This is a genomic window from Streptomyces sp. NPDC015242 (genome assembly GCF_043079125.1).
Classification (GTDB): Bacteria; Actinomycetota; Actinomycetes; order Streptomycetales; family Streptomycetaceae; genus Streptomyces.
Map to the genome: position 1 here is coordinate 200828 of NZ_JBIBUF010000001.1, position 21405 is coordinate 222232.

Genomic DNA, 21405 nt, shown 5'->3' on the forward strand with positions numbered 1-21405 from the left:
AATATCAGGATGCAGTTCATTGTGAGTATAGGTAACAATGAAGTGCGATCCGGCCCGCCGCACCCCTCGAAGGAGCCCATGCACCCCGACCACGAAGCGCCCTGGACCCCACCCGCCGGAGCCGAGGAACAACCCCGGCAGGTCCGCCGCATCCTCAGGCTCTTCCGCCCCTACCGGGGCCGGCTCGCGATCGTCGGCCTGCTGGTCGGCGCCGCGTCCCTGGTCTCGGTCGCCACGCCCTTCCTGCTGAAGGAGATCCTGGACGTCGCCATCCCCGAGGGGCGCACCGGCCTGCTCAGCCTGCTCGCCCTCGGCATGATCCTCAGCGCCGTCCTCACCAGCGTCTTCGGCGTGCTCCAGACCCTGATCTCCACCACCGTCGGCCAGCGCGTCATGCACGACCTGCGCACCGCGGTCTACGGCCGCCTGCAGCGCATGTCCCTCGCGTTCTTCACGCGCACCCGCACCGGTGAGGTGCAGTCCCGTATCGCCAACGACATCGGCGGCATGCAGGCCACCGTCACCTCCACCGCGACGTCCCTGGTCTCGAACCTCACCAGCGTCGTCGCCACGATCGTCGCGATGATCGTGCTCGACTGGCGCCTGACCGTCGTCTCGCTGCTGCTGCTCCCGGTGTTCGTGTGGATCAGCCGCCGCGTGGGCGACGAACGGCGGAAGATCACCACCCGGCGCCAGAAGCAGATGGCCGCCATGGCCGCCACCGTCACCGAGTCGCTCTCCGTCAGCGGCATCCTGCTCGGCCGCACGATGGGCCGCTCCGACTCGCTGACGAAGTCCTTCGCCGACGAGTCCGAGGGGCTCGTCGACCTGGAGGTGCGCTCCAACATGGCCGGCCGCTGGCGCATGGCCGTCATCACGATCGTCATGGCCGCCCTGCCCGCCGTCATCTACTGGACCGCCGGCATGGCCCTCCAGCTGGGCGGCCCCCAGGTCTCCCTGGGCACCATCGTCGCGTTCGTCTCGCTCCAGCAGGGCCTGTTCCGCCCCGCCGTGAGCCTGCTGTCGACCGGTGTGCAGATCCAGACCTCGCTCGCCCTCTTCCAGCGCATCTTCGAGTACCTCGACCTGCCGATCGACATCACCGAACGCCCGGACCCGGTCCGTCTCGACCGGATCAAGGGCGAGGTCCGCTTCGAGCAGGTCTCCTTCGGCTACGGCGACCAGGGCGGCCCCGTCCTCGACGGCATCGACCTCACCGTCCCGGCCGGCGGCAGCCTCGCCCTCGTCGGCCCGACCGGCGCCGGCAAGTCCACGCTCGGCTACCTGGTGCCGCGCCTCTACGACGTCACCGGCGGCCGGGTCACGCTCGACGGGGTCGACGTCCGCGACCTCGACTTCGACACCCTGGCCCGCGCGGTCGGCGTCGTCTCGCAGGAGACGTACCTCTTCCACGCCTCCGTCGCCGACAACCTGCGCTTCGCCAAGCCCGACGCCACCGACGAGGAGCTGCACCGGGCGGCGAAGGCGGCACAGATCCACGACCACATCGCCGCCCTGCCCGACGGGTACGACACCGTCGTCGGCGAACGCGGCCACCGCTTCTCCGGCGGGGAGAAGCAGCGCCTGGCCATCGCCCGCACGATCCTGCGCGACCCGCCGGTCCTCATCCTCGACGAGGCCACCAGCGCACTGGACACCCGCACCGAGGCCGCCGTCCAGGACGCCATCGACGCCCTGTCGGCGAACCGCACCACGATCACCATCGCCCACCGGCTCTCCACCGTCCGGGGCGCCGACCAGATCGTCGTCCTGGACCAGGGCCGGGCCGTGGAGCGCGGCACGCACGAGGAACTCCTGCGGCAGGGCGGCCGGTACGCGGCTCTCGTACGCCGGGACGCCCAACTGGAACCGACAAGATGAAAATATGCCGGGTTTGTGACGATATGCGGGTTACCGTGCCCGCATGCAGAAGAACACTCCGCCACGGAGCACGATTCGACTGACGCGCCGGGGCCGTATCGCCCTCGTCGTGACCGGGGCCGTCGTGGTCGGTACCGCCGTGGCGGTGCCGCTGCTCACCCTGGCGCCCGAGGAGGACAGCCGCCCCACGAGCCTGGTGATCCCCGAGGGCTGGCGCGCGAGCCAGGTCTACGCCGCCGTCGACAAGGCCCTCGCCCTGCCCGCCGGCAGCACGAAGAAGTCCCTCCCGAAGGCGATGCTGAAACTGCCCAACGACGCCGAGGGCAACCCGGAGGGCTACCTCTTCCCCGCGACCTATCCGCTCCAGGAGCGGACGACGCCGCAGAAGCTCCTGGAGCTCATGGTCGACACCGCCAACCAGAGGTTCAACGGCGCCCCCATCGCCGCCGGGGCGCAGCGCAACGCCATGAACGTCTACCAGGCCGTCACCATCGCCAGCATCGTCCAGGCGGAGGCCGCCACCCGCGCCGACATGGGCAAGGTGGCCCGCGTGATCTTCAACCGCCTGGAGCGCGGCATGCCGCTGCAGATGGACTCCACCCTCAACTACGCCCTGAACCGCTCCACCCTGCGGACCACGGCGAGCGACACCCGGATCGACAGTCCCTACAACTCCTACCAGCGCATGGGCCTGCCGCCCACGCCGATCGACAACCCCGGCGAGGACGCCGTGCGCGCCGCCGTCAACCCGCCCCCGGGCGACTGGCTCTACTTCGTCACGGTCCGCCCGGGAGACACCCGCTTCACCGCGGACTACCGCCAGCACACCCGCAACGTGGCCGAGTTCAACGCCCACCGGGCCAAGAGCGCCGAGGCGCGCCCGTGAGAGCGGCAAGCACCTCTCCGCGCCGGCCGCGGCCGGCGCGCCCTACGCCGCGGCCGGTTCCCGCTCCAGCAGCCGCCTGATGTCACGCACCGCGGCGCGGCCCGCGCGGTTCGCGCCGATCGTGCTGGCCGAGGGGCCGTAACCGACCAGGTGGACCCGGGGGTCGGCCGCCGCGTGCGTCCCCTCCATGCGGATGCCGCCGCCCGGGCCGCGCAACCGCAGCGGGGCGAGGTGGTCGATGGCGGCACGGAAGCCGGTGGCCCACAGGATGACGTCGGCCTCCACGTGCCGCCCGTCGTTCCACGCGACCCCGTCCGGGGTGATCCGGTCGAACATCGGCTGCCGGTCCAGCACCCCGTCCTCGATGCCCCGCCGGATCGCGTCGTTCAGCGGCAGCCCCGTCACGGAGACCACGCTCCGGGGCGGCAGCCCCTGCCGCACCCGCTCCTCGACCAGCGCGACGGCCGCCCGGCCCGCGTTCTCGTCGAAGGGTCCCTCGCGGAAGACGGGCGGGCGCCGGGTCACCCACGTGGTGGCCGCCGCGTGCGGGGCGATCTCCAGCAGGTGCTGCGTGCCCGAGGCGCCACCGCCCACCACGACGACCCGCTGCCCGGCGAACGCCTCGGGCCCGGGGTACTGCGCGGTGTGCACCTGCCGCCCCCGGAAGGTCTCCTGGCCCGGATAGCGCGGCCAGAACGGCCGGTCCCAGGTGCCGGTCGCGTTGATCAGCGCCCGCGTCGACCACACTCCGTCCGAGGTCTCCACGCGCAGCAGCCCGCCGGTGCCCTCGCGCACCGCCAGGACGTCGACCGGCCGCCGCACCCGCAGATCGAAGGCCCGCTCGTACCGGTCGAAGTACGCGCTGATCACCTCGGCCGACGGCCGCTCCGGGTCCGCGTCCGTGAGCTCCATCCCCGGCAGCGCGTGCATCCCGTGCACCTTGCCGTACGTCAGCGACGGCCAGCGGAACTGCCAGGCACCACCGGGCCCGGGGGAGTGGTCCAGCACGACGAAGTCGCGCTCCGGCTCGAATCCGGACCGCCGCAGGTGATAGGCGCCGGCCAGACCGGCCTGACCCCCGCCGATGACGACCACCTCGACCTCGCGTGTGTTGTTCACGTTTCTACCAACCGCGCGAGGGCCGTGGATCTTCCCGTCCTACGAGCCTTGCGAGGGCCGGGCCGCCGAGGTGGACGGCGGCAGGTCGCCGTTGAACCGGGTGTCGGTGAACGCGGCGAAGTCCACCTTGCGCGGGAGGAGCTTCAGCGCCGTGAACGTGTCGGCGATCTCCTGCTCGGAGGCGATCAGCGGCTTGTCGACCGCGACCGCGATGCGGGTGGTGTACGTCCGCTTCACCGCCGCCAGCGCCACGTCCTCGGGGAGCCCGGTCTCCTTCGCCCAGACCCTCGCCCACTCCTCCTCGTGGTCGTGGACCCAGGTGTAGGCGCGCCGCAGCCGCTCCAGGTAGTCCTTGACGGCGGCCGCCTTCTTCCCGTCCTTCAGCGCGGCCGGTGCGGCGACCTGGAAGGTGTGCCCGTTGGTCACGCCGTCGCCGTCGGTCAGCACCCGGCCCTGCCCGCCCTTGAGGATCTGCGAGGTGTACGGGTCCCACACCGCCCACGCGTCGACCTTGCCGGCGGTGAACGCGGCGAGCGCGTCGGCCGGCTGGAGGTACTTGACCCGCACGTCGCTCAGCCTCAGCCCGGCCTTCTTCAGGGACGCCACCAGCTGGAAGTGCGCGGAGGAGCCCTGGGCGACGGCGACCGAGCGGCCCTCGAGCTGGTCGGGACGCTTCAGGGGCGAGCCGTCCGGGACCAGGATGGTGTCGCCCTTGGAGGTGCCGTGCCAGGCCGCCACCACCTTGATCTTCGAGTTCGCCCCGGCCGCGAAGACCGGCGGGGTGTTGCCCACGCCGCCGATGTCGACGGCTCCCGCGTTGACGGCCTCCAGCAGGGGCGGGCCGGAGGTGAACGTCGACCACTTGATCCGGTAGTCGAGGTCCTCCAGTTCCCCGGCGGCCCGCAGGATGGCCTCCGAGCCGCCCTTCTGGTCGCCCACGCTGATCGTCACCGAGCCCCGGCCGTCGGTGCCGCCGCCGGAGGTGCCGGCGGCCGAGCTCCCGCCGCAGGCGGTGAGCAGCAGGGCCAGGGGGAGGAGCAGGGCGGCGGGGGCGAGACGTCGTGGCATGGCGGTTCCGTTCGTGTGGGCGTACGGCTGTGGCGTACGGGCGGGGGCGTACGGCGGGGGCGTACGGCCGGTCGGCGGTGCGGGTCGTGTGCGAGGGCGTGCGCGGGGTGGCTCAGGCGGCGTCGGCGGCCGTCGCCTCCACGCCCAGGCGTTCGAGGAGACCGGCGCGCAGTGCGGCGAAGCGCGGGTCGGTGATGTCGCGGGGGCGGTCGAGGTCGACGCGCTGCTCGTGCGCGATGACACCGCCGTCCATCACCAGCACCCGGTCGGCGAGCAGCACGGCCTCCTCGACGTCGTGGGTGACGAGCAGCACCGCGCAGCCCCGGCGCTGCCACAACTCGCCCACCAGCCGCTGCGCCTTGATGCGGGTGAGCGCGTCGAGGGCGCCGAACGGCTCGTCGAGCAGCAGCAGATCGGGCTCGCGGACCAACGCCCGTGCCAGGGAAGCGCGTTGTGCCTCACCGCCGGAGAGGGTCTTGGGCCAGGCGTCCGTGCGGTGGCCGAGGCCGACCTCGTCCAGGGCCCGCTCGGCGACGGCGCGTCCGGGCTTGCCCGGCAGGCCGAGCAGGACGTTGCGCCACACCTTCTTCCACGGCATCAGCCGCGGCGACTGGAAGGCGACGGCCCTGCGGCGCGGCACCAGCACGGTGCCCTCGATCTCACGGTCGAGCCCGGCGAGGATGCGCAGCAGCGTCGACTTGCCGCAGCCACTGCGGCCGAGCAGGGCCACGAACTCGCCCGGCCGGACGTCCAGCCGCAGTTCGTCGATGACGGCGCGTCCGTCGAAGGAGCGGGTGAGCCCTTCGACATGGACCGCCTGCGGGGTCACCGGCCGGTGAACGTCGGTCGCCATTGCAGCAGCAGCCTTTCGAGAGAGCGGACGATGAAGTCGGCGAGCAGGCCGAGGAAGGCGTAGACGACGAGGCAGACCACGATCACGTCGGTCCGCAGGAAGTCCCGCGCCTGCACCATGAGGAACCCGATGCCGGAGTCGGCGTTGACCTGCTCGGCGAAGACCAGCGCGAGCCAGGCGATGCCGAGCGAGTAGCGCAGCCCGGTCATCGCGCCGGGCAGCGCGCCCGGCAGGACGACGTGCCGCACCAGCCCACGGCGGGACAGCCCCAGTGACTCCCCGGCCTCGATCAACTGCGCGTCCACGCCCCGGATCCCGGCGTAGACGTTGAGGTAGAGCGGGAAGGTCACACCGAGGGTGATGATCGCGACCTTCGGGGCCTCGCCGATGCCGAACCAGATGATGAACAGCGGGATCAGGCCCACGAACGGCACGGTCCGCAGCATCTGCACGGGCGCGTCCACGAGGTCCTCGCCGATCCGGAACAGCCCGGAGAGCAGCGCGAGTCCGGTGCCCACCAGGAGGCCGAGCAGCAGCCCGGCAGCGACCCGCCGCAGCGAGGTCCCCATGGCCGCGGGCAGCGAACCGTCGGCCACCAGGTCCGCGGCGACCCGGGCGATCCGGCCCGGTGAGGCCAGGACGTCCGAGGGCAACACGCCGCCGGAGCTGAGGAGTTGCCAGAGGACGAGCAGCAGGACGGGGCCGCTGGTGCGGCGCAGCCAGCGGGGGACACGGGCACGGCGGGAGGAGGCGGGGACCAGGGGTTGCAGGTCGAGTGGGGAACCCTCGGTGGGCGACATGTCGGGTGTGGCGGGTGTGGGCGGGGCATGGCTGATGCTCATGGAGGCTCCACGGAGGAGAGCGGGGGGCCGGGGTGAGGGCACGCCTCACCCGCCCGGCACGCCGACGGCAACGGATCAGTGGCGGCCGGCGGGCGGGCGCTGCGAAGGCCGGGAAAGAAAGACGAAGAGGAAGGGGGGAAGGGCGTCAGCGGCCGCGGCGACACGCGGCGGAGGCCACCCGCAGCAGGTCGATGTGACCGCGCGTGGTGAGCAGGGCTGAACGCAACATGCCGCAGAACCTAGTCAGATGGCATGCGCACGGTCAACGGGCGTCTCGTCCAGTGGACTCCGGTGCCGGGACACGGCCGGGCCCGGCGGGGCGGGGCGGGCCGGAGCCCGCCGTGTGCGTCAGGATGGAGAACATGTCAGATGTCTTCACCACCCGTGTCCTGAACGTCACCACCGGTTCCACGGAGCGGGTCGTCGACCTCACCGGCGACTGCGAGTCCTTCCTGCGCGAGGCCGCCGCCGGCCGCGACGGCCTGCTCAACGTCTTCGTCCCGCACGCGACGGCCGGCATCGCCGTCCTGGAGACCGGCGCAGGCAGCGACGACGACCTCCTGGCCGCGCTGCACACGCTGCTGCCCGCCGACGACCGCTGGCAGCACCGGCACGGCAGCCCCGGGCACGGCCGTGACCACGTCCTGCCGGCCCTCGTCCCGCCGCACGCGACCCTGCCGGTCATCGACGGGCGGCTGGAGCTCGGCACCTGGCAGTCGGTGTGCCTGGTCGACACCAACCGGGACAACCCGGAGCGCAAGGTGCGGCTGAGTTTCCTGGGCTGAGCGCCGTCGGCCCGGCCCACCGTCCCGTGACGCGCGGCCGCGCCGGTGCCGGCCCGGCCGCAGGAGCGCGTCGTCGCCGAACACCCCCGTCGTCACCGGCGGGTCGCCCCTGGGGTAGGGTCCCCACCGTTTCCGGCTACCGACTGATGGTGTGCCGGTACAGGGCGTGTCGGAGGGTGGCAAGACGATGGACTCCCAGTGGGGTGACGGCGGATCCGTGGACCTGGACGACGCGCGGCTGGAGACACTGAGCCCCGAACCGCTGCTGACCCGGGACTACGAGACGCGTCCCTCGCTGGTCTACGAGCGGCTGCGCCGGCGGCACGGCCCGGTCGCCCCCGTCGACCTGCTCGGCGTGCCCGCCTGGCTCGTCCTCGGCTACCGCGAGGCGCTCCAGGTGCTCCAGGACGACGACGCCTGGCCCAAGGGGCTGGAGAACTGGCGGGCCCGTTCCGAGGGCCGGGTGCCCGCCGACTGGCCGCTGGGCCCGTCCCTCGAGGTCAATCACATCCTCATCCAGGGCGGCGCGGGCTACCCGCCGCTGCGCACCGCCTGGGACGTCGCCCTCAAGCCCTTCCAGGACCCCCGGCACCCGCAGGCCAGGCGCCTGAAGTCCGCCGTCACCGCCTACGCCGACGAACTGATCACCCTGATCGGGCAGGGCGGCAGGACCGGCGTCGCCGACCTGTCCGCACAGTTCTCCCGGCCGCTGCCGCTGATGGTGGCCAGCCATCTGCTCGGCTTCCCCGGCTCCCAGGGCGACGACGCGCTGATGGACATGTGGCGGGTGCTCGACGCGGGCCCCGACGCCGAGGCCGCGCTGGAGCGGCTGCTGGCGACCCTCGCGGAACTCGCCGCGCAGAAGCTGCGCGAGCCCGGCGACGACTTCCCCTCGTACCTGCTGGCCGCCCACCCGGACCTGTCCCTCGATCACCTGGCCCGCGAACTGTTCATGCTGCTCGGCATGACCTCCGACCACGTCGGCATCCTGATCTCCAACACCGTCGTGGAGGTCGTCTCGGGCGAGAGCAGCGTGCGCGCCAGCCTGTCCGCCGGGATGGTCAGGGAGACCATGAACCGGGTCGTCATGCGCAAGCCGCCGCTGGTGAACTTCGTGCCGCGCTTCGCGGCCCGGGACACCCCGCTCGGCGACTACACCATCCGGGCCGGCGACCCGGTGTGGGTGTCCTCGGCCGCCGCGCACGCCGATCCGCTCTTCGCCGACCACGTCGCCTCCGGCACCACCATCAGCACCCGCGCGCACCTGTCCTGGGGAGCGGGCCCGCGCCAGTGCCCGGCGCGCGAACTCGCCTCGACGGTCGCGGCGGTGGGGGCGGGCCGTGTCTTCGAACGGTTCGGCCACCTCGACCTGGCCCTGCCCGCCGACCAACTGCCCTGGCGCTCCTCGCCGTTCATGCGCGGCCTGCGCTCACTGCCGGTTCGCTACGAGCTCGCCGCGGCACCCGTGCGACGGGCGGGGGCAGCGGACGACCCGGCCCCGGAGGCGGCGCAGGAGGTCCTGCCCGACCCGTCCGCCCGGCAGCGCTCCTCGCTCTGGCGCTATCTGACGGGCCTGATCCGCGGCGGCCGCTGACCGGGACAGCCGGGCCGAACGCCCATCCCGCATCGACGTTCCTCCCGGTTCCGGGGGTACGGTCTCACGCCGTACACGTGACGAACGGCGCTGGTCCGCGGCCCGGGGGCTCTGCGATGCTCGTGTCGGATCACGGTTCAGGGCGTGAGGGCCCGCGGAGGCCGGGCAGGTTCGACCTCGATGACCTGCCCGGCCGTCCTCTGCCGCCGGGGAGACTCCCGGCGGCGGGGGGACGGCCGGAGGGTCACACCCAGCCGGACTCGCCGGCGATCCTGATCGCGTCGATGCGGTTCCGCCCGCCGGTCTTGCGGGTGATCGCGGACAGGTGGTTGCGGACCGTGGCCACGGACAGGCACAGCCGCTCGGCGATCTCCCGCGTGGGCGTGCCGTCGGCGGTCAGCCGCAGCACCTCCACCTCGCGGGGCGTGAGCGGGTTGGCTCCCGCGTCCAGCGCGGCCAGCGCGAACTCGGGGTCGACGAACCGCTGCCCGCGCACCAGCTTGCGCACCCCGTGCACCAGCCGGTCCGGCGGGGCGTTGGTGCTGATGACACCGGCCGCGCGCAGATCCAGCATCCGGCGCAGCCGCTCGGGTGTCGTGGAGGCCATCACCAGCAGCATCCGGCACTCCGGGAGCCGTTCCCGCAGCTCCCCCCGGACGGCGACCTCCTCGCCCGCCCGGGAGTCCACGTCGATCACGGCCACGTCCGGCCGGCACGCCAGGGCGCGCGCCACCACGTCGCCGTCGCCGTCGGCCTCGGCGACGACCTCGATGTCGTCCTCGCGGGACAGCAGAGCGGCGAACGCTCCCCGCACGAGACGGGCGTGCTCGACGAGCAGAACGCGGATCACGATCGGATTATCGCCGCCCGCCCGGCGAATGTCCCTCCGGGCCGCGAGCGCGACCGCCGGTGGACGGCACGAGTGGTGAGGTCCGCGGGGCGGGCGTACCGTCGAACGGTGGACACCGCAGGCAGCAGCCCGCAGCCGGCTTCACCACAGGCGACCGCCACCGGGAACTCCGGTGGCGGCGGCAGCGCGATGGCGCTGTTCGTCATCGCCTCGTGCCAGTTGATGGTGGTCCTCGACATCACCATCGTGAACATCGCGCTCCCGGACATCCAGAGCTCGCTCGACTTCTCGACCACGAGCCTGTCCTGGGTGGTGAACGCCTACACGCTCACCTTCGGCGGACTGCTGCTGCTCGGCGGCCGGGCCGGCGACATCCTCGGCCGGCGGCGCGTGTTCATCTTCGGCGTGCTGCTCTTCGTACTCGCCTCCCTGCTCGGCGGGTTCGCCCAGAACTCCGGCCAACTCCTCGGCGCCCGGGCCCTGCAGGGCGTCGGCGGCGCCATCGCCTCCCCGACGTCCCTCGCCCTGATCAGCACCACCTTCCGCGAAGGCCCGGAACGCAACCGGGCCTTCGGGGTGTTCGCCGCTGTCTCGGCCGGCGGCGGCGCGATCGGCCTGCTCGCGGGCGGGATGCTCGTGGAGTGGCTGAACTGGCGCTGGGTGCTGTTCGTCAACGTGCCCATCGGCCTGCTCATCGTGCTCGCGACGCCCAAGTGGATCCCCGAGTCCGCACGCCACCCCGGACGCTTCGACATCACCGGCGCGATCACCTCCACCGCGGGCATGGTGCTGCTGGTCTACGGGTTCATCCGGGCCGCGGACGACGGCTGGCGGGACGCGCTCACCCTGGCCTCGTTCGCCGGGGCGGTCGTGCTGCTCGTGGCCTTCATCCTGATCGAGCGGCGCTCCAGACAGCCCATCACGCCCCTGCACATGTTCGCCGACCGCAACCGCGCGGGCACCTACGGCATCATGCTGTGCCTCGCCGCCGCGATCTTCGGCATGTTCTTCTTCCTCACGCTCTTCGTGCAGAACGTGCTGGAGTTCAGCCCCCTCCAGGCCGGTCTCGCGTTCCTGCCGGTCAGCGCGGTCATCGCCGTCGGCGCCGGGCTGGCCTCACGGTTCCTGCCCGTCTACGGGCCCAAGCCCTTCATGGTGCTCGGAGCGATCCTGGCTGCGGCCGGTCTGGCCTGGCTCACCCTGACCGACGTGCACTCCACGTACGCGGGCAGCGTCCTCGGCCCCATGCTCGTCTTCAGCCTGGGCATGGGCATGGAGTTCGTGTCGCTCACCCTCATGGCGCTGTCCAACGTACCCACCGCGGAGACCGGCGCGGCCTCCGGCCTCCTGAACGCCACCCAGCAGGTCGGCGGATCCCTCGGTCTGTCCATCCTGGTGACGATGTTCGGCACGGCCAGCACCAATGAGGCCGACGAACAGGTCCCGGCCTTCCTCCAGCAGGCCACCCCCACCGAGCGCCTGCGCTTCGAACGCACCGGGCAGCTGCCCAAACCCTGGTCGGACGAGGTCCTCACCGCCGGTGTCTCGGCCGCCTTCGTCATGGCCGCGATCTTCACCGCCGTCGCCGCGCTGATCGCCCTGGTCGTCATCCAGGTCCGCCCGTCCGACCTCGAACGCCTCAAGGGCGGGGCGGGACCCGGCCCCATGTGAGACCGGTCCGCCCGGCATACGGCCGGGTGGCGGGTGCCCCGGGCGGTTCCGTCGGGTGAAAACCGGCCGCGCCGGCGCCCGCCGGCGCGCCAGCGCGGAACCCTCACAGGGTGAACGGTGGTACGCCTGCCCCCCAGACCCCCGCCCCGCCGCGCGCCGCAGCAGGACCGTCCCGGCTGCTGCGGCGCGCGGTCCGCGACGGACTCGGCGTCGGACGCGCCCTGCACCGGCGCCGGCTGATGCGCCAGGGCTACGACCCGACCCGCACCTGGCGGGTCCGCAAGAGCGGCGGCTACCTCGCCCTGCTCGTGCTGACCTTCCTCGGGGCGCTGCTCCTGCTGTTCCTGGCCGTCACGGCCGTCATCACCCTGCCGCAGGAGAAGGGCTTCGATTCGCCCGTACGGTGGATCGACGATCAGTGCAGCGGACGGGACGGTTTCAGCTGCACCGTCCTGCAGTCCCTGTTCATGCCGTTCCTCACCCTCGCCCTGGCGACCGTCACCTACCTGTTCTTCCGCTTCAGCCACGTGCGCCGGGCCTACCTGAACAAGGCGAGGTGGGAACCTCACGAGCTGGTCGAGACGGCCGGCGGCATCTTCGGCCGGGTCGTGGGCCGCGACCAGCTGTGCGCGGTCCTCATGGAGGACCTGCGCGACCGGCGCTTCCGGCGCACCCACGTCGTCGTCGGTGGCATCGGGACCGGCAAGACGGCCCTCGTGGTGCTGCTGACCCAGCGGCTCGCGGAGCGTGGGGCGGTGCCCGTGCCCCTGCGGCTGCGCGCCGCCGAGAAGGACCTCGACTTCCGCCGGCTGGCCTTCGACCGCTTCTGCCGTGAGGTCCAGGGCAGCATCCGGTCCGCGGCCGAGGCCGAGAAGGTGTGGCGCAGGCTGTCCCAGCAGGGCCGGATCGTGGTGCTCGCCGACGGCCTGGACGAGGCGCTCACCGCCGACGAGCTGACGGAGGAGCGCGACACCATCATCCGGCTGGCCATCCGCCGCGCCAACGAGGAGGGCCTGCCGCTGATCATCACCTCCCGGCCGCACGACTCGCTGCGCGGCATGGAGGCCTCCCTCACCGAACTGGAGCCGCTCAGCGAGGAGGCCGCCCTCACCTACATCTCCTCCGGGGGCAGCGGGGAGGACCGGCAGCGGCTGGACTGGATCGTCGAGCGCGCCGGCATCGCCGAGGCGCCCACCTACCTGGAGATCGCCGCCGAACTGCACGAGCAGGGGCTGCTGGAACGCGCCCTCGTCGCCGGCCCCGTGGAGGAGGAGGCCGTGGAGACCCGGGGCGGCGACCGGGCCTCCCTGCGCTTCCACCTGTTCGAGACCTGGCTGAGCGCGCTCGTCAGCGGCCGGTTCCAGCCGCAGCTGCCGCTCAGCCCGGAGGAGCGCCGCTCGACCGTCCACTACCTGTCCGCGATGGCCTGCGTGGGGCTCGCCCTCGACACCTCCGAGGTGCGGTTCAGCGACGTCGTCGACGAGCAGGACCCGGCCCGCTCCCGCTTCCCGGAGATCGTCCGGGAGCTGGCCCGCCGGGTCGGCGACAGCGGCATCGACCTCAGACTGGCCGCCCACTGGGGCGCCCGCATGGACCTGGTCGAACTCGGCGGGGACCGCGTCCGCTTCCAGCACAGCGTGATCCAGGCACAGCTCGGAGCCCGCTTCCTGAACGCGGTCATCCACCCGGACGTCCCCGCCCAGCCCACCGACGGCTTCTACTTCCCGGCCGCGCTGCGCCGCCCCGGCCGCGAACTGCTCATCGCCGTGGTGCTGCACTCCCGGCTCCCCGACGGCGCGTGCGTCCACGACGAACCGGGCGCGGCGGACCCCGACGGGACGCTCTGGTGCCCGGTGAGCGCGACCCGGGACCTGCTGCTCGAGGCCGCCTGCCAGGCGCAGACGGTCCTGGACTCCCACCGCCACGACGAGGAGGCACGGCCCTTCCTCGGCCGCACCCTGCACAGCAAGGCACTGGAGCTGTACGCCGCCGCACTGGAGATCGACAGCGTCGACGCCGAGCCCGAACAGCACCTGATCGCCATGCGCCTGTGCACGTCCTGGCCGGACCTGAGGGCCCGCGACCCGCACACCCTGCGCACCGCCAAGGCCCTGCTCGTCTCCCGGTTCGGCGAGGCCGTGCGGGGCGTCGCACAACGCCGGACTCTGCGCCCCGCCTACCTCGAACTCTTCGAGATCGCGTGCCTGGAGCCCTCGTACGCGGTACGCCTGGCCATCGCCCAGGAGATCGGCGCCGGCGGCGACCTCGCCTTCGAGGCGCTCCAGCCCAGGCTCCGCGGGCCGCGGATCGTGGAAGCCCTGCGGGTCGAGCGGGGGGAGAACGTGGAACTGGAGCTGTACGCCCGGCAGCAGCCGGAACTGGTGGGGGAACGGGAGACCAGGCTGCGCCGGCGCGGCGAGGGACAGGTCGCACGCATGCGCCGGGAGCTGAAGGAGCGTGAGGAGCAGCGGCGCCGGGAGCGCCGCCGGGAACGCGAGGACCGCGAGGCCGAGGAACGGCAGTGGCGGGACAACGTCCTGTGCGCCTGGCTGGTTCCGCTGCTCGTCGGCTCGGTCACCACCCACCGTCACCAGGACACGCCCTACACCTTCCTGGAGAGCTGGGTGCGTCGGGTGGGGATCCCCGAGGACAGCGCCGACGCGCACGCCGCGCTCGACCTCAGCGTCGAGGTGGCCCTGGCCCAGGGCTTCAAGTACGCGGCCAACCGCCGCCACCGGCACCCCCACGCCCGGCCGGAGGCCCGTGAGTACCTGAGCGAGCAGGCGTGGGACATGCTCAGACGCACCCGGTTCTGGTTCACCCGCCTCACCCTGCTGCACGCCCTGACCCTGTGGGACCTGCCCGACGTGGCCACGGCCCCCTCCGCCTCCCGAAGCCGCGGGTCCGACCCGGCGCAGCAGGTCCGCCAGTGGCTCGCCCGGCCGGACGGCGAACCGGAGCACCCCTTCGTGACGGCGGCGGGGAAGCTGTGCGTCTGGGCGCTGGAGACCCGGCGGCCCGAACGGTTCCTGTGGATCGACGAGTCGGGCGTCGCCGCCCACGTCGGCTCCCAGACGTCCGGGGGAGAGGCGCGCAAGCACAACCTCTGGATCCCGCCCTCCGCCGGCTGGAGCGCGCTGCACCCCAGCGCACAGCAGCTGCTCGCGGACGTGCTGCTGCTCCTGAACCTCGCCGAGCGGGGCGACTGGCCCGCCGACCGCATCCGCCGCCTGCAGCACACCGCACGGCCCGACCTGCCGCCCTGCCTCACCACCGACCGCGCCCCGCTCGACCCGCGCCGCACGGTCGCCCGCACCGTGTCCTCCCAGGCGGGCTCCAACTGCCGCGACGACTGCGCCTTCGAACTGTGCCCCTACCCGCCCAAGGGCCTCGACGAGCAGCGGGCAGAACTGGGCGAGGCCTTCTGCCGCGCCCAGTCGACCCTGCTGTCCAGCTCCCGCTCGGGGCTGCGGCCGAAGGCCCCGTGGCAACGCCGCACGAGCCTCGCCGAACTGCGGGACTTCTGGGAGCAGATGGGGCACCGGGCCCAGCACGACGCGCGACCGCGCTGAGCCGCGGAGGCCGGACCCGGCGCGTCAGCGGCCCGTCCGCGGGCCGGCGGCCAGGGCGTCGGCCAGGCCCGTCGCGTCCGTGCCGAGCTTGCGGAACACGGCGGACAGCCGCTGGCGCACGCCCTGTTCGGTGATGCGCAAATCCTTCGCCACCACGGAGGCCGGGTGGCCCCGGACCGTCAGCTCGGCCGCCCTGCGCTCCTGGGCGGTCAGCATGTCCGTCTGGGCGTAGCGCAGGGGGAGCGGACGGAGCCCGGCCGCGGAGAGCTCCCGTCTGGCGCGTGCGGCCAGCCCTTCGGCGCCGCAGTGCACGGCCCCCTCCAGGCCCTGGTAGAGCCGGTCGGCGGCGTCGTGCAGCCGGCCGTTGCGGGCCAGCGCGGCACCGTGGCCGACCAGGGCCCGGGCCAGCTCGTACGCGGCGGGGGAGCGCTGCAGATGGTCGACGGCCTCCGCGTGCAGATCGAGCCCCGCCGCGCCTCCCGTCACCTCCGCCTGCACGCGCAGCGCCTGGCCGATCGCGGAGGCCGCGCCGAAGTCCCGGGCCCGCTTCACGGCGTCCCGCGCGTGGCGCACGGCCCGGTCGGGAGCGCTGCGGGACAGGGCCTTCGCCAGGCCCAGCTGCCACGGGCACCAGGCGGGGTTGCGCCACTCCCGGCTCTCCAGCCACTCGCCCACGCCGGTCAGCAGGTCAGCGGCCTCGTCGGGCCGGCCCTCGGCCAGCAGCAGCTCGGCGTAGACGGTGCGCGGGTCCGGATAGATGACGGCGTTCGGCCTGACGTCGCCGTAGCGGTACCGGTCGGCGAGCCGGCGTGCCGCCAGCGGCCGGCCGCGGGCCAGCAGCGTCTGGATGAGGATGCCGACGGCGAACCACTGGGCGGGCACCGCGCCCTCCACCCGGTCGGCGGTGTCCAGCCCCTCGCGGACCAGGTTCTCGGCCTCGGCCAGGCTGCCGCGCCGGTAGCGGATGTACGCGGACAGGGTCTGGCCCAGGGCCAGGTGGGAGCCGCGCCAGCCCTTGGACTCGCACTCGGCCACCCCCTTGGCGAACAGCTCCTCGGCCCGCCGCGGCTGGTCGCAGTACATGAACACCAGGGCGACCGAGACGGGCACCTCGAACCCGCGGTTCTCGTGGGTCCAGCTCAGGCCGCCGTGCAGGGCCTCCTCGGCGTAGCCGAGGGCCTTCTCCCGGGGCTCGCCGCACATCATGGCGTCCCAGGCCCGCAGCCCCAGGATGTAGCGCTCCTCCAGCCCGCGGCCGGGCAGGCGGTCCGCCAGCCGGGCGAGCGCGCGTGACCGGCCGGCCGAGTCCTGCTCGTCGGTGCGGAAGGCGCTCCAGACGAAGTGGTCGGCCTGCATCCGCAGCCGGATACGGGGATGGGCGGCGGCCCGCTGCGCCTCGTCGGCGGCGACCGTCGCGGCCTCCGCCATCCGGTCCGTGTGAGCCAGCGCCTGGGTCAGCCGGTACACCATCGAGGCCCGCAGTTCCGGGTCGACGCCCGCGTCCGCGAGTGCCTCCCGCAGGTGGGCGACGGTGGCCGTGGGCTTGATGAGGAAGGTGGCGCAGGCCAGTTCGTGCAGCAGGGCGGCGCGTTCCTCCGGCAGCGGCGGCTCCTGCAGCGCGCGGTTCAGCAGCCTGCGGGCCGCCTCCGGGGCACCCGAGTGCAGGTACTCCCGCGCGGCCTCCCGCAGACAGGCGACGGCTTCGGCGCTGCCCTCGCAGGGCACCTCCAGCAGGTGCCGGGCCGCCGCCGCCGGGCCGAGCCCGGCCGCGCGGAGGGCCTCCGCGGCCGAGTTGTGCATGCCCTCCCGCAGGCTCGTCCCGATGGCCCGGTAGATCGTGGTGGCGATCAGCGGATGGACGAACTCCAGGCCGTCCCCGGGCCCGTCGCCGTCGGCCAGGATGCGGGCGGCCCGCAGCCGGTCCGTCGCCTCGGCCGCCGCCGTGCTGCCGATCGCCGCGATGCGGGCGGCCAGCTCCTGCGAGATGGCCTGGCCCAGCACGGCGGCCGCGTAGGCGAACCGGACGGTCGTGGTGCCGAACCCGTGGAGGCGTTCGATGAGCCCGGGCCCCGTCACCGCGGCGGCCAGCTCCCGCATGACGGGCAGGTCCTCACCGGTGCCCCGCAGATCGTGCTCACCGAGCCGGATGGCGAGTTCGACGGCCTCGAACGGGCTCCCGCCGGTGACCTCCCAGCACTCCTCGCAGAAGCCGTCCTCGGCCTGCTCGCCCACCTCGTCGCGGACGATCCTCGCCACGGCCGCGGCGCTGAGCGGTGCCAGGGTGAAGGGACGGTGCCCCGTCCCGGCGGTGCCGAGGGAGTCGGCCTCCGGCGGCAGTTCGTCGGGCCGGTAGGCGACGACCATCAGCAGGGGCAGGTCCACGATGCGGGGAGCGAACGAGCACAGCCAGGTCAGCGACTCGACGTCGGTCCAGTGCAGGTCGTCCAGGAGGAGCACCACGGGGGCCTTCTTGACGGCGAGACGCGTCATGACCCAGTCCAGGCCGTCACGGACGCCGGTCGGATCCGGCGCGTGGCCGCCCGGCGTCGCCACCAGCCCGAGCGCGGCGGCGACGATGTCGTGCCAGCTGCCCAGGAAGGATCGGAGTTCCGCCTCGTCCATCGTCGCCAGCGCGGGCTGGACGAGCTGGCGCACCACGTGGAACGCCAGCCCCTGCTCGTTCTCACCGCCCCGGCCCGAGAGCACGGTGAAGCCCTGGGCGCGGGCCCGGGCGCGGGCCTCCGTCAGCAGGGCGGTCTTGCCCATCCCGGCCGGGCCGGTGAACGCGAGCAGCCCGCCGCGCGGCGCCTGCGGGACGCCGTCGACGCTGTCCCGCAGGGCCGTCAGCGCCGAGTCGAGGGCCCGGAGCTCCTTGCGGCGCTCGAGCAACGGCCGGGACGCGGACGTGGGTTGCCGCAGCTCATTCGCCATGTGCCGTACCGCTTCCTGTCGTCGGCCATCGGGAGGCAGCGCAGAGCGTACGCCTCCCGGCAGGGCACCTGACCGGATTCCGGAACGAGCACGACGAAGAAGGGTGAATGACCCGCTGTCACGGAATGGAGTGCCGCTCGCGCGGGTACCGTGGCCCGAATGGGCCCTTGCCGCCCGGGCCGGCGACGGCCCTCCTCACGCCAGGGCGGCGACCGCCTCCGCGCCTCACCCCGCGGCCGCGGCCGCCCCCGCGTCCGCGTACCGGGGCACGGTGCGGGACCAGTAGTAACACCCGCGGATCCAGCCGGCCATGCCTTCCACGTAGCCGACGCCCGAAGGGCTCAACTCCGGTGCGAGCTCCTCGCACAGCCGCTCGAACTCCCTGATCGTCCGGTTGATCTGCCGCAGGGCCAGGGTGACGGCCACCGGCAGGGGACACTGGTGCGCCCGCTGGTAGGCGAGGGCCAGATTGATCATCTCGCCCGCCCGCTGCTCCTTGACGGCGGAGAAGAGGTCGGGGATCCAGACCGCCGCGTCGGCCGACAGCCGGCTCAGGTGCCGCATCAGCGGGTGGTGCAGCTCCCGGTCGGTCAGTTCGCACGGCTGCGCCGCCTCGCACAGCGGGTGGAAGGGCTCCACGCCCGCGGTGAGCGACCGGACGGAGGTGCAGATCCCCGACCGCACGGGCGCGGAATGGGACTGGGCCACGGCCTCGTAGAGCAGGCCGTGCACGTACTCGCGGCTCTTCTCCGCCCAGCGGCCGGCCTGAGCGGGGGTGCAGCGCTCGCGGACCTGCCGGTACAGGTCCGCCAGAGCCACCCCCAGCGGGGTGCTCGGAGCCGCGCCGTCGCGCAGGATGCCGACGCTCTCGCAGAGCATCGGCAGCAGCAGCCCCGGCTGCTGCCGCCCGACCTCCTCCGCCCGGTCGTCGTAGACGAACTGGTAGGCGATCTGCCGGGCGACGAGCTGGAGCAGTCCCGCGTCGACGTCCGGGCTGTTGTACGAGGCGAGTTCGGCCGGGCGGGTGTGCAGGATCATGGCCGCGACCCCGGGTTCGCCGGTCAGGCCGGTGGCGTCGAGCCAGTCGTCGACGTCGGCGGCGGCCGCGGCCTCATGGGGGTTGCGCCGGAACGGGAAGGGCATGTGAAGCTGGGCGTCGATCAACTCGACCAGACTGACCGCCGGTATGCCGTCCTGTGCGGCGGGCGCGATGTCCTCATGCGTGGTGCACATCCTGGTCACCGTCCCTCCGGACTCGTCCCGCTGCCGGTGCCGCGGCGGCCGGTGCGTCCGCCCGCGACGCGCAGACCATCGTCAGCGAACGCGGGCCCAGTGTCGCCCCGGGGCGTGGGGGAGCGACGGGTCCCGGTGGATGGCGCAGTCGCCAGCGGCCGGCGAGGGTGGCGAGCGCCACCGTCATCTCCGCCATGGAGAACAGGTCGCCGATGCACTTGCGGCTGCCCGCGGCGAACGGGACGAGGGCCCCGTGCGGACCGGCCGCCTCTTCGCCCTCCAGCCAGCGTTCGGGCAGGAACCGCTCGGGCTCCGGGAACGACGCCGCGTCGTGATGCAGCAGATAGGGGCTGTACAGGACGGTGGTCCCGCGCGGCAGACGGCGCCCCGCGAGCTCCGTCTCACGGGTCGTGACCCGCGTGAAGAGCCAGCCGGGCGGCGAGTGGCGCAGCGTCTCGGTGAGGACGGCCCGGGTGTAGACGAGCCGCGGCAGGTCACCGGCCCGCGGTGGCTTCCCGGCGAGGACGGAGTCCACCTCCTCGTGCAGCCGCCGCTCGGCCTCCGGGTGCCGGGCGAGCAGGCTGAACGTCGAGGCCAGGCACATCGAGGGGCTCTCGGACCCGGTCAGCAGCAGTGACACCAGCTGGTCGTGCACCTCCCGGTCGGTGACCGGCGCCTCGCCGCCCTCCCGGTCCGCGGCCGCGAGCAGGAGTCCCAGCAGGTCGTCGCGGGGAGCACCCCGGCGGCGCTCCGTCATGGCCGCGTCGATGAGCTCATGGGTCCGCCGCACCGCGTGCCGGTAACGCCGGTTCGCCGGGGTCGGCAGGCGGAAGAGGACGTCGACCGGTACGACCGTGCGGACGAACAGACCGCGGACGATGGCGGCGAGACAGTGCCGCACCTCGTCGGCGGCGGCCGGGCCGAGCGCGTCGGACAGCAGGACCCGGCTGATCAGCCGGGTGGTCAGCCCCAGCATGGCCGCGCTGACGTCGACCCGCCGCCCGTCGCGCCAGTCGCGGCACGCCGCCGCCGTCTCCTCGGCCATCAGGTCCGTGTATCCGGCGACGGCCGCGGGGCGGAAGGTGGGCTGCAGCAGCCGGCGCTGCCTGCGGTGCTCCGCGTGCGGGCACGTGACGACGCCGTCGCCCATCAGGGCCCGCAGCCTCTCGTACTGCGGCCCGCCCTTGTCGAACGTGCGGGTGTCCCGGAGCATCCGGTGGACCAGTTCCGGATGGCACACCATCCACGCGCGCTGCGGTCCGAGGCGTATCTCGACCAGATCACCGCGCGCGGGAAGAGAATTCAGAAACTCCAGCGGCCGGCGGAACAAGGCGATACCGTGGCCGATAACTGGGAATATGCCTGGAGCAGTACCAACCGTCCATGCCTGTTCCTGGTGCGGAGCGCAGCCGTTCATCGAATACCACCTGCTTCGGTCGGCCAGAAAAAGCAGTGCCGTCACACCTGCATGGCACTTGCACCATGTCCTGCCCAGTTCAAGCAGGCCGCCGACTTGGCGAACCCTTTCTCCAGGGGGGCGCACGGGTGCACGGAGAAGCGCTGGGTGAATCACTTCCGCAGCACGTCACACATCAGGCGGGACGCTCCCGTCACTTCCGCACCTTCATTCTTTCCCACGGCTTTTCGCAGTGCGGTTCCTGCCGGAATTGCCCCGCCGCGAGTGCGCCCCGACGCGCCTATGCCCCGCCCGGCGCGTCCGCCCCGGTGGGCAGCGGAGGTTCGGCCGCGATCCGCCGCAGTTCCCCGTCCGTGAGGAGCCGGGAGCGCAGGAGGAAGCGGACGCCCTCAGGAGCCTCCAGGGAGAAGCCGCTGCCACGGCCGGGGACCACGTCCACGGTGAGATGGGTGTGCGACCAGTACCGGTACTGGTCGGCGCTCATCCAGAACGGTACGTCCCCGGCGACGTGGCCCAGCAGCACGTCCGAGGCGCCGACGCGGAACTCGCCGCGCGGGTAGCACATCGGGGCGCTGCCGTCGCAGCAGCCGCCGGACTGGTGGAACATCACCGGACCGTGCGCCTCGGTGAGCCGCCGCAACAAGTCCTCAGCGGTGGGGGTCAGTTCGACACGTGCGGTGCGTGTGGTCATGCGTCGCCTCCC

Annotated in this window: 16 protein-coding genes; 6 read left to right on the plus strand and 10 right to left on the minus strand. The window is 73.1% G+C overall.

Annotated features, from left to right (window positions below; all coding sequences use genetic code 11):
- Positions 1–78: 78 nt before the first annotated feature.
- Together ACF07N_RS00995 and mltG are read left to right on the plus strand one after the other, a co-directional pair.
- Positions 79–1881, plus strand: coding sequence for an ABC transporter ATP-binding protein (locus tag ACF07N_RS00995; protein WP_392106727.1), 1803 nt, complete (start codon positions 79–81; stop codon positions 1879–1881).
- 43 nt (positions 1882–1924) lie between these two features.
- Complete coding sequence (gene mltG, locus ACF07N_RS01000) at positions 1925–2767, plus strand: endolytic transglycosylase MltG (RefSeq protein ID WP_383332655.1); 843 nt, start codon at positions 1925–1927, stop codon at positions 2765–2767.
- A gap of 42 nt (positions 2768–2809) precedes the next feature.
- Here mltG and ACF07N_RS01005 read toward each other — a convergent pair whose 3' ends face one another.
- From ACF07N_RS01005 to ACF07N_RS01025, 5 genes are all read right to left on the minus strand, one after another.
- Complete coding sequence (locus ACF07N_RS01005; RefSeq protein ID WP_392106730.1) at positions 2810–3886, minus strand: NAD(P)-binding domain-containing protein; 1077 nt, start codon at positions 3884–3886, stop codon at positions 2810–2812.
- Positions 3887–3925: 39 nt separating this feature from the next.
- Positions 3926–4954 (minus strand): ABC transporter substrate-binding protein, encoded by a 1029-nt coding sequence (locus tag ACF07N_RS01010; RefSeq protein WP_392106733.1) that lies wholly within the window; start codon positions 4952–4954, stop codon positions 3926–3928.
- A 112-nt stretch (positions 4955–5066) separates the two neighbouring features.
- The gene (locus ACF07N_RS01015; protein ID WP_392106736.1) at positions 5067–5807 is read right to left on the minus strand and encodes an ABC transporter ATP-binding protein; all 741 of its coding nucleotides are present in this window, start codon (positions 5805–5807) and stop codon (positions 5067–5069) included.
- Positions 5780–6649 (minus strand): ABC transporter permease, encoded by an 870-nt coding sequence (locus ACF07N_RS01020; protein ID WP_392106739.1) that lies wholly within the window; start codon positions 6647–6649, stop codon positions 5780–5782. Before ACF07N_RS01020 ends, ACF07N_RS01015 begins: the two co-directional genes overlap by 28 nt.
- 145 nt (positions 6650–6794) lie before the next feature.
- Entirely contained in the window at positions 6795–6878 is an 84-nt protein-coding gene (locus tag ACF07N_RS01025) for a putative leader peptide (protein ID WP_313884353.1), read from the minus strand.
- Positions 6879–7011: 133 nt separating this feature from the next.
- Between ACF07N_RS01025 and ACF07N_RS01030 the strand changes: the two genes are divergently transcribed.
- Together ACF07N_RS01030 and ACF07N_RS01035 are read left to right on the plus strand one after the other, a co-directional pair.
- Positions 7012–7434, plus strand: a complete 423-nt coding sequence (locus tag ACF07N_RS01030; RefSeq protein ID WP_383332645.1) for a secondary thiamine-phosphate synthase enzyme YjbQ — start codon at positions 7012–7014, stop codon at positions 7432–7434.
- 187 nt (positions 7435–7621) lie between these two features.
- Complete coding sequence (locus tag ACF07N_RS01035) at positions 7622–9028, plus strand: cytochrome P450 (RefSeq protein WP_383332643.1); 1407 nt, start codon at positions 7622–7624, stop codon at positions 9026–9028.
- A gap of 244 nt (positions 9029–9272) precedes the next feature.
- Here the strand turns inward: ACF07N_RS01035 and ACF07N_RS01040 are convergent, their stop codons facing one another.
- Positions 9273–9878, minus strand: a complete 606-nt coding sequence (locus ACF07N_RS01040; RefSeq protein ID WP_383332641.1) for a response regulator transcription factor — start codon at positions 9876–9878, stop codon at positions 9273–9275.
- 189 nt (positions 9879–10067) lie between these two features.
- On the opposite strand from ACF07N_RS01040, the gene ACF07N_RS01045 reads away from it, so the two are divergent.
- Positions 10068–11549, plus strand: a complete 1482-nt coding sequence (locus ACF07N_RS01045) for an MFS transporter (protein ID WP_392108708.1) — start codon at positions 10068–10070, stop codon at positions 11547–11549.
- Positions 11550–11659: 110 nt separating this feature from the next.
- The gene (locus tag ACF07N_RS01050; RefSeq protein ID WP_392106744.1) at positions 11660–15121 is read left to right on the plus strand and encodes an NACHT domain-containing protein; all 3462 of its coding nucleotides are present in this window, start codon (positions 11660–11662) and stop codon (positions 15119–15121) included.
- A gap of 24 nt (positions 15122–15145) precedes the next feature.
- On the opposite strand, the gene ACF07N_RS01055 is transcribed toward ACF07N_RS01050, so the two are convergent.
- The 4 genes from ACF07N_RS01055 to ACF07N_RS01070 form a co-directional block, all read right to left on the minus strand.
- Positions 15146–18052: an ATP-binding protein gene (locus ACF07N_RS01055; protein ID WP_392106747.1), complete on the minus strand. Its 2907-nt coding sequence runs from the start codon at positions 18050–18052 to the stop codon at positions 15146–15148.
- Positions 18053–18277: 225 nt separating this feature from the next.
- Positions 18278–19285, minus strand: a complete 1008-nt coding sequence (locus tag ACF07N_RS01060; protein WP_392106750.1) for a (-)-alpha-amorphene synthase — start codon at positions 19283–19285, stop codon at positions 18278–18280.
- A complete protein-coding gene (locus ACF07N_RS01065; RefSeq protein ID WP_392106753.1) occupies positions 19269–20702 on the minus strand; it encodes a cytochrome P450 in 1434 nt (477 codons plus the stop codon). Before ACF07N_RS01065 ends, ACF07N_RS01060 begins: the two co-directional genes overlap by 17 nt.
- Positions 20703–20982: 280 nt before the next feature.
- Entirely contained in the window at positions 20983–21393 is a 411-nt protein-coding gene (locus ACF07N_RS01070) for a DUF779 domain-containing protein (RefSeq protein ID WP_383580898.1), read from the minus strand.
- Positions 21394–21405: the final 12 nt, after the last annotated feature.

What these genes read in the sequence shown, in the direction of transcription:
- ACF07N_RS00995 (WP_392106727.1), top strand. Translation starts at nt 79, where the DNA reads ATGCACCCCGACCACGAAGCGCCCTGGACCCCACCCGCCGGAGCCGAG.
- mltG (WP_383332655.1), top strand. Translation starts at nt 1,925, where the DNA reads ATGCAGAAGAACACTCCGCCACGGAGCACGATTCGACTGACGCGCCGG.
- ACF07N_RS01010 (WP_392106733.1), bottom strand. Translation starts at nt 4,954, where the DNA reads ATGCCACGACGTCTCGCCCCCGCCGCCCTGCTCCTCCCCCTGGCCCTG.
- ACF07N_RS01015 (WP_392106736.1), bottom strand. Translation starts at nt 5,807, where the DNA reads ATGGCGACCGACGTTCACCGGCCGGTGACCCCGCAGGCGGTCCATGTC.
- ACF07N_RS01020 (WP_392106739.1), bottom strand. Translation starts at nt 6,649, where the DNA reads ATGAGCATCAGCCATGCCCCGCCCACACCCGCCACACCCGACATGTCG.
- ACF07N_RS01025 (WP_313884353.1), bottom strand. Translation starts at nt 6,878, where the DNA reads ATGTTGCGTTCAGCCCTGCTCACCACGCGCGGTCACATCGACCTGCTG.
- ACF07N_RS01030 (WP_383332645.1), top strand. Translation starts at nt 7,012, where the DNA reads ATGTCAGATGTCTTCACCACCCGTGTCCTGAACGTCACCACCGGTTCC.
- ACF07N_RS01035 (WP_383332643.1), top strand. Translation starts at nt 7,622, where the DNA reads ATGGACTCCCAGTGGGGTGACGGCGGATCCGTGGACCTGGACGACGCG.
- ACF07N_RS01045 (WP_392108708.1), top strand. Translation starts at nt 10,068, where the DNA reads ATGGCGCTGTTCGTCATCGCCTCGTGCCAGTTGATGGTGGTCCTCGAC.
- ACF07N_RS01055 (WP_392106747.1), bottom strand. Translation starts at nt 18,052, where the DNA reads ATGGCGAATGAGCTGCGGCAACCCACGTCCGCGTCCCGGCCGTTGCTC.
- ACF07N_RS01060 (WP_392106750.1), bottom strand. Translation starts at nt 19,285, where the DNA reads ATGTGCACCACGCATGAGGACATCGCGCCCGCCGCACAGGACGGCATA.
- ACF07N_RS01065 (WP_392106753.1), bottom strand. Translation starts at nt 20,702, where the DNA reads ATGAACGGCTGCGCTCCGCACCAGGAACAGGCATGGACGGTTGGTACT.
- ACF07N_RS01070 (WP_383580898.1), bottom strand. Translation starts at nt 21,393, where the DNA reads ATGACCACACGCACCGCACGTGTCGAACTGACCCCCACCGCTGAGGAC.